Raw genomic sequence first — 8,384 nt, 5'->3', positions numbered from 1 at the left:
TAGTCAATTGCTTTCATAAATGATAAGTTTTTAAATCCTTACCTAAATTTAAGCAAAAAACTCATCGGTGTTTGCGTGTGCTAAATCATGGGTATTTCATAATATCTTATTTCACGTTTAAAAACTGTTGATAATTTTCCTCTCCAACCGATATGTCTCTTCTCAATCCAATTGTTTCTATCATCATAAATATATTCATATCTGTTGATAGACTTTTTGTCTTCTGAGAAATTCCCAATTATCATTGTTATAACATTTCCGTTTTTATCGTATTCAAATTCGTTATAAAAGCTATTGTCGTGTTTAGTCCAAATCACAATTTCTTTGAACTTATTATTACTAATCGTATCGTTATAGGTTGATATCCTCATATCCTGAACAAATTCCTTATCGGCATAATCTTCCATACGAGTCAACCTATTCAGGTTATCATAAACAAATAATTTTTTGGTAATATAAGAACTGTCAGAATTAGCGTGATTTAGATACTCAAAATTTCCTTCTTGCCGATAAGTATAGTAAAGAACTTTGTAAGTTTTATCAAGTTGCTGGACGTTAATAATAGAATCTCCTTTGTATTCGTAATTCCAAATAGTTGTGTCTTTTGAGTATTGGTAAGAAATTCTCTTTTCTTGTAAAATTCTTTTATTTTGATCGTATTTATAATTCCAAATTGCTCCGGCAATTAATGAATCGTTTTCCTTTCTTAATTCTGTTCGAGTATTTAAGTTACCGTTTTGATTAAACTCGAGTTTATAATTGTGAGGTGCAAGAAAATCATACAATTCTAGTGTATATGTTGAATCATTTGAAAATTTGGGTTCGTATTCTTTGTGAATAATCTCCAATACTGAACCTTTAAGTCCGTAACGTTCTAAATCTGTTATATTTAAACGTTCACGCATTTGTGAAAATCCAACTATTGGAATAAGAAGCAATATTAAGCAGGTTTGTTTCATATGTATGGCAACGCACTCATTAACTTAACAGTAGATTCATTTATATTATAAATTCTCAACCGACTGGTATTTCAATTGAAATATAGATAGATCTGAAGCATTCAGTTCCTCCAGGGCATTGTTGTAATCCTCTGCAGAATCTATTACCAGTCCGTTTCGGTGTTCTTTTAGAGAGGAGAAGAATTTAATTTCAAACCATACTTTATCCAGCATTTCCTGTTCTTCAGGAGTGATGCCGGTGCCGCCGTATAGCATTGCATCCATCTGTCTGCGGGCTATATCTTTCAGGTCATTGGCTGCGTTGTTGCTTGTAGGTAGATTTCGGATAGCACCAATCACAAAAAAGACTCTTCCATAACCTTGTTTTTCGATATATTCGTTTCCGTATTTCAATTTGTACAGCGCCGGATTTTCCTCGTAAACTTTTGCCAGTGAGTCCCGTACTTCCCTTTTGTTGTAAAAGTAATCGTAACCGTCCTCGTACTTGCCCCCACCAATCAAAACGCCATTTTCGGTTACCGGAAATTGCTCAATGACCGTTTGGTACAACTCGGTGCTTACAGCAAACCTGGTAGCAAAGTAATCTCCCGGATCGTAATACTTATTGAACAGCCGATACGGAAACATAAACTCTATTGCATTGGCATTGTTACGCCATACTGGACTTTTGGAAGAGGATTGATTCAGCTTGAAATAGGAAGTTTCAGTAGCCCCAAAAGGATTAGCAACGGGAACATAATTACTCGTATAAATTCCTGCACCAACCTGTTCCTTGTAAGGATAGTTTTCCTCCAGAATTATTTGTCCGTTGCTGGTAATAGTGACTTTCCGGGTTCCGGCTGCTGCATTGTAGGTAGTGGTGCTGGTGCTGCTATTATCAGCCGCTGTAAATTCAATCGAACTCAGCTCACCATGGGTATAATTGTGAATAGCCGTACCTTCCTCGCTGTACACCTTTTTAACCGAGGGAAGCCCGTTGGAATATTCGGTTTCAAACCAAAGCTCTCCATCGGGTTGGAAATATCTGGACCAGAGCGGCTTGTTATCCTCACTACGACTTATTTCCATATACAGGTGCTGCTGCGGATAACTGGCATATACTTTGGCCGATTTTATGTAGCCGTTTTCGTAGTATTCGAATTCATTGGTTGGCCCTCCGGTTAGCTGATATTGACCTTCTTTTATCCAGCCATTCGAATGCCGGCTGATGAGTTCAAATCCTGAAGTAGATTTGATAGAGTAGTCGGTTTGGGAAACATCCTCTTCTTTTTCGCAGGAAGAAAATAGCACTAAAGCTGCCAGTAGCAGAGACAGGTAGAATTTTTTGTGCATCAATTGTATTTCTGAAAATTATACGATCATTTATGTATATAAAATCTATCAGTAGCAAATCCTCCTTATTTGTTACAGATTTCATTTATTAATCTGCTGCAAACCAAACAACAATGATAAATTTTTCAGCTAAAGGAATCAGGATGCGAAAAACCTCTAAATATTATATCTTTAAAAGATTTTCATCCATTTATGAGCTTAAATACCCTTAATCGATTTGATCGTATAGTGGCAATTCTCATTCAATTGCAGTCCAGGCGGATAGTAAAAGCACAGGAACTAGCCGACCGGTTTGAAGTTAGCTTGCGAACCATTTATCGCGACATAAGGACTCTCGAAACTTCCGGAGTGCCAATTTACAGTGAAGCGGGAGTGGGATATTCCATTGTTGACGGGTATAGGTTGCCACCGGTTATGTTTACACGCGAGGAAGCCACAAGTTTTGTCGCGGCCGAAAAACTGATGCAGAAATTTACCGATAAATCATTGGGGAAACATTATGAATCAGCAATGTTTAAGCTGAAGTCGGTATTGAGAGGCACGGAAAAAGATTGGGTCTCTGCTATAGAAACCAGGGTAGCCATTAATTCTTCCGAAGAACTTTTTAATAAAAATGTTCCCGATGCTTTGGAAATTCTGTTTGAAAGCATTGCTGAGAAGAAACAGGTTTTTCTTCTTTATCACTCGTCGGATTCTAATTTTCCTACGGAACGAAAAATTGAACCGGTTGGAATTTTTCACGAAAACCGGCACTGGTACGTCATGGGATTTTGCCACCTTCGAAATGATTACCGCCAATTTCGAACCGACAGGATACAGAAAATAGCCCGCACCGAAATTCCCTTTAATCAAAACCATCTTTCTTTAGATCATTTTCTAAAAAATCCTGCTGCCCCACAGCAAACTAAAATCCGGATTCTCGTAGATAAAGAAGTGGTGAAATACATTAAATCTGACCGAAAACATTATGGATTTGTTTCTGAAAAAGATTTTGAAAGCCAGGTAGAAATGACATTTATGTCCCGGGATTTGGAAGACGGTTTTTCGCGGTGGTATTTAATGTTTGGGGATTACGCAAAAATTCTGGAGCCGGAGCGCTTAAAAACACGAATTCGGGAAATCATTAAGAACACAGAAAAAGGAATTCAATAGTTATAAGGATTAAAGAAATCCAGATCCGGTTAAGAAATCACCGTCCCTGGATTTCATTTTTAGAAAATTTTAAATGCGAAATACAGGCTATTCTACCTATCCCAAAATGCCGGTGGTTCTACACCTAAGGAGCGCAGGTACACATATCCCTGGCCGCGGTGGTGAATTTCATTATCAATAAAATAAAATATGTTTTCCCAAACCTTGCCTTCATATTGTCCAAAAGATTTTATGGTTTCATGGAAACGTTCAGGTTTTATCTGCTTCCAGTATTTTTCTATTTCAGCGGTGGATTTATCCCAGGCAGCAAGTAACTCAGCCTTTTGGTTTTGGTGATCAAAATTCTCCTGTAATTCAGCAGGTTTTTGGGTAGCTATTTCCTTAATTCCAGGAGCAGTTACCCCGAGAATTTCCTGAATTAAATCTGCAAAAGTGCGCATTCCCCCCAGCGAATAATTAAAGAGTTTATCTTCGGGAAAAGCTTCAATTGTTCTTCTGGTAAGCCGTTGGTGTCCTTTTAAGTGTTCAAGTAATTCTTCTGGCGAAATTACCTGCTTTTTTTTGTTGATGGTGTTTGTCTCCATAATTATAGTTTAAAGGATTAATTAAATGAGTGACGTAATTAAATTTTTGTCGATGAGGAATGATTTAGCTTTTGCCGGCAACCATTCCTGCAACACTTTTTATTATACCATCAAAATTAACAGGGGTAGGTGACAAGGGTTTGTCAGCAGGGTTTTATTATTTTTTAAATTTTCAGTCTTAAAGACTGTTGGACTTAAAACACCGGCCAACCATATATTAAATCAAAAAACCCCGATGAATAAATCATCAGGGTTTGTTGTAACTAAAAACTTAAAAGTAGCCTCGCCAAGAATCGAACTTGGATCTACAGTTTAGGAAACTACTATTCTATCCATTGAACTACGAGGCCCAATTTAATGAGAATGCAAATTTAAAAAAAAGTTGCAGTTAGTGACCGTTACACTAAAAAATATATAGGAAAAGGATATTCAGGAAATGCAGGTGCAGAAACATCAAAATAATTAGTACCAGCGAAAGGGAAAATAAATTTTTAAATTTGCAAAAAAAGCTATCATGAAACTCCTGCATCCTATTACTATCTTCCTGTTTTTATTCCTAAGTACCTCAACCTTTGCACAGGTCAATGAAGAGAAAACCGGAGGCTGGTATATGTATTTCTGGAATACCACGTTTTCTGAAAGCAACTGGGGATTACAGGGAGACGTGCAGTATCGTAACTGGAATCTAATGGGAGACCTGGAGCAATTATTGTTAAGAGGCGGACTCACTTACAGGCCCAATAATACCGCTGTAAAGTTCACGCTTGGCTATGGTCATATTACTTCGGGTGCTTATGGTGACAGCAACGACACCAGTAGTGAAAGCCGTATTTATCAGGAGGCTTTACTTCCCCAAAAAGTGGGTTCAAGATTCTTTCTTACCCATCGATTTAGGTATGAACAACGCTGGGTAGAAGATCAGGATATAAGAACGAGAATTCGGTATAATATCTTCCTGAACATTCCGCTCAATCAACCCGATCTTGGAAAGAATTCGGTTTACCTGGCATTGTATAACGAACTCTTCATCAACGGGGAACGGGAGATAGGAAATAATAACAGGGTGGAATTTTTTGACCGCAACAGGTTTTATTCGGCTTTGGGCTATTCAATTTCCGACAATATGAGGGTGCAAGCCGGTTATATGGAACAAACGACCAATACTTTGTCTAAAGGACAAATTCAGGTGAGCCTGCATCATACCTTCTAGCAGTAAAATTTCCGGATTAAACCCTTTTTTTAAGCAGCGGAAAACATTCTGAAGATACCTTCTGCAGTTAAAAAAATGAACTTCTGAAGCTGTTTCAGAAGTAGATTTTTAAAGAAAAGATCACATAGAATCCGAAGCAGATAACATACTGAAACAGAATATAGATACCTGAACCTTAATTTTCTAAATTTTAAGTTAAATTTACGGAAAAATATCTTTTTGCGCTTACTCATCTTCTTCCTGCTCCTCCTGTTTCCCCTTACCTCTACGGTTTGTCAGGAACTACCTCCTGTTTCCAATTATGACCCCAATATGTATGAAGCAGGGAATCAAAACTGGATGGTTTCTCAATCCAACAGCAAGGATATTTACATAGCCAATAGCTCGGGCCTGCTGGAATATACCGGTGCAGAATGGAAGGTGTATCCTATGCCCAACAATACTATAGTAAGATCAGTAAAAGCTGTGGACAGCCTTATTTTTACAGGTGCTTACATGGAAATGGGGTTTTGGAAAAAAAATGACTACGGTATTCTCGAATATACCAGTCTTATATCTAAGTTTCCAGATGAAATTCGAGATGGAGAACAGTTCTGGCACATGGAAATTATTGGCGAGATCCTCATTTTTCAAAGTTTTGAAGGTCTCTACACCTATAACATAAAAAAGGATGAAATCTCAAGAATTGAGAGCCGACCCAACAGCGCGGTCAGCAGTTTGTTTAATGTAGAAAATAAGATTTACTTCCACGTCCTGGGAGAGGGATTGTACATGATAGAAAACGGGGTTCCACAACTTATAATTGAAGACGCGTTAATCCCCGATAGTGAACTTACCCTGCTATACCGGCAGCATGGGCATTTGATAATCGTTAGTCAGTCAGGAAATTTCTACAGTTGGGATGGGGCAAAGCTTGACCGGCTTTCACCGGAATTTAACAAAAAAACCAAAGACCTCAGCATATTTTCTGCTGTCAATCTTCCCGATGGTTCCCTGGTGCTGGGTACCATAGAAGACGGGATTTATATACTGAATCCCGACGGGGCTATCCGCCACCATTTTAATCAGGAAAAAGGACTGCTGAATAATACGGTTTTAAGCCTCTTTCTAGATAAAGACCAGAATATCTGGGCGGGTCTTGACAACGGAATTAGTATCATCAATATGGATTCCCCTTTCAGGTTGTTCGAAGATCATAAAGGATCAATAGGATCTGTATATGCATCTTTTCAGGATGAAAATTATCTTTACCTGGGAACGAATCAGGGGTTATACTATAGAGAAACCGGGGAAGAAGATTTCCATTTTATGGAAGGTACCAACGGGCAGGTTTGGAGCCTACAGCGTATTGACGGCACCCTTTTTTGCGGTCATAACAGGGGAACTTATGTGGTCGAGGGAAAATTTGCCCGTAGAATTGCAGAACATGCCGGGACCTGGGTGGTAAAAAAATATGATTATCATCCAGATTATTATCTTCAGGGACATTACAACGGAATTAGCCTACTTAAAAAACAAAACGGAGCTTTTATTCCCCAGCCAAAACTTGAAGGTTTTCCACATTCTTCGAAATCTATTGTAACAGGAGATAACGGAGATATCTGGATAGCCAATGAGCATAAAGGTGTTTTCAGGTTAAGGTTTAACGATGCTACCAATACTATTTCTGAAACCGAAAATTACCAGTTTCAAAATACTTCCGGGATCACCTCGAGCATATTCAGGTTTAACGATACGCTTTACTATTCCACCACCAATAAGATATTTCAGTTTAATAATTCGGAGAATAAATTTACCGAAAACCACCTTTTAGGAAGAACGCTTAAGGATTTGGAAAGGATTTCAGGAAAAATAATAAATGAAAGAGAAGACAAAATATGGGGATTTTCGGGCAATGCCATCTTTAGTGTAGCACCGGAACCTTTGAGCAATGATTATAAAGTTGCTTCGATTTATCTCCCAAAAGACCTTCGTAATATCACGTTGGGATATGAAAATGTTACGGCGCTGGGAAGTGACGTTTACCTGCTGGGGGTGGCGAACGGGTACCTGGAATTTGAAAGAACAGAAAGAGCAGAAATCAATAAAGAGATCAGGATCAATGAAGTGGCCACTGCCCCTCTTGATGAAACCCCTCGCTCTGTAAATCTTTATGAAGATCCCATTTTTCATTATAAAAACAACAACATCAGTTTTACATACAGCATTCCGGAATTTAAAAAATTCCTGGTTCCGGAATACAGTTACAGGCTCGTGGGATTGAGTGACCAATGGAGTGACTGGAGCAAAACCCCCGCAGCAAGTTTTAAAAACCTTTCTTTTGGAAATTATGAATTCCAGGTAAGAGGAAGGATTGGGGAGGAAAATACATTGGTTCAAACTTTTAGTTTTAAGGTAGAAAGGCCATGGTACTTCAGTTTTACGGCGTTTGCAGTATATTTTCTACTATTTCTGTTACTGCTTGTTCTAATTCATAAGACTTATAAGCGACAACATGAAAAGCTTATCGAAGAGAATGAAAAAGAGCTGCGAATGAAAAACCTGGAAGCAGAGCAAAAGATCATTAAACTACAAAATCAACAGCTGGAAAGAGACGTTAGCAGTAAGAATAAAGAACTGGCTGTGTCTACGATGAGCCTTATTAAAAAGAATGAATTCTTAACCAGTATTAAACAGAAATTAAAAGATTCGGCACATTCTTCAGAAGTCAACTCGGTTATTAAAACAATAGATAAAGATATTAATGAGGAAGATAACTGGAGATTTTTTAAAGAAGCCTTTAATAATGCCGATAAAGATTTCTTCAAAAAGATAAAAGCTTTACATCCACAACTTACTTCCAACGATTTAAAATTGTGTGCCTACCTGCGATTAAATTTATCTTCAAAAGAGATCGCTCCTCTGCTAAACATCTCGGTGAAGAGTGTGGAAATTAAGCGATATCGATTGAGGAAAAAGATGGATTTGCCCCGGGAAAAGAATTTAACCGATTATATTCTCGAAATTTAAGCTATACACGCGGTTACAAAAACTCTACATCACCTCTACATCCCTGTTTTATTCTGCTTTTCCTGTGAATTATGAAAACTTCATTATAGGAGATTAAATAATGCTATATCCTTAATTGAGGCCTTTTTCGCGGCCACA

General features: G+C 38.0%; 6 protein-coding genes and 1 tRNA gene. 3 read left to right on the top strand and 4 right to left on the bottom strand.

All coding sequences use genetic code 11. The annotated features are described in order from the left end of the window. Positions 1 to 80: 80 nt before the first annotated feature. Positions 81 to 959: a hypothetical protein gene (locus IE056_RS14690; protein WP_189605478.1), complete on the bottom strand. Its 879-nt coding sequence runs from the start codon at positions 957 to 959 to the stop codon at positions 81 to 83. A gap of 45 nt (positions 960 to 1,004) precedes the next feature. Further along, on the bottom strand, positions 1,005 to 2,291 hold the full coding sequence (locus IE056_RS14685) for a hypothetical protein (RefSeq protein WP_189605477.1): 1,287 nt from the start codon (positions 2,289 to 2,291) through the stop codon (positions 1,005 to 1,007). A 192-nt stretch (positions 2,292 to 2,483) separates the two neighbouring features. Between IE056_RS14685 and IE056_RS14680 the strand changes: the two genes are divergently transcribed. Continuing rightward, positions 2,484 to 3,443, top strand: a complete 960-nt coding sequence (locus tag IE056_RS14680; protein ID WP_189605476.1) for a helix-turn-helix transcriptional regulator — start codon at positions 2,484 to 2,486, stop codon at positions 3,441 to 3,443. A 92-nt stretch (positions 3,444 to 3,535) separates the two neighbouring features. Here IE056_RS14680 and IE056_RS14675 read toward each other — a convergent pair whose 3' ends face one another. Further along, a complete protein-coding gene (locus IE056_RS14675; protein WP_189605475.1) occupies positions 3,536 to 4,027 on the bottom strand; it encodes a DinB family protein in 492 nt (163 codons plus the stop codon). Between the two features lie 278 nt (positions 4,028 to 4,305). Then, positions 4,306 to 4,377 (bottom strand) — tRNA-Arg (locus tag IE056_RS14670). A gap of 164 nt (positions 4,378 to 4,541) precedes the next feature. Here IE056_RS14670 and IE056_RS14665 point away from each other — a divergent pair. After that, entirely contained in the window at positions 4,542 to 5,237 is a 696-nt protein-coding gene (locus IE056_RS14665) for a DUF2490 domain-containing protein (protein WP_189605474.1), read from the top strand. 219 nt (positions 5,238 to 5,456) lie between these two features. Beyond that, positions 5,457 to 8,246: a triple tyrosine motif-containing protein gene (locus tag IE056_RS14660; protein WP_229793777.1), complete on the top strand. Its 2,790-nt coding sequence runs from the start codon at positions 5,457 to 5,459 to the stop codon at positions 8,244 to 8,246. The last annotated feature ends 138 nt before the right edge of the window (positions 8,247 to 8,384 follow it).

It is taken from the genome of Salinimicrobium marinum, from assembly GCF_014651535.1.
In the GTDB taxonomy this organism is placed as follows: domain Bacteria; phylum Bacteroidota; class Bacteroidia; order Flavobacteriales; family Flavobacteriaceae; genus Salinimicrobium; species Salinimicrobium marinum.
Note: the sequence above shows the minus strand (reverse complement) of the source record. Positions and strands in the feature narration are given on the sequence as shown.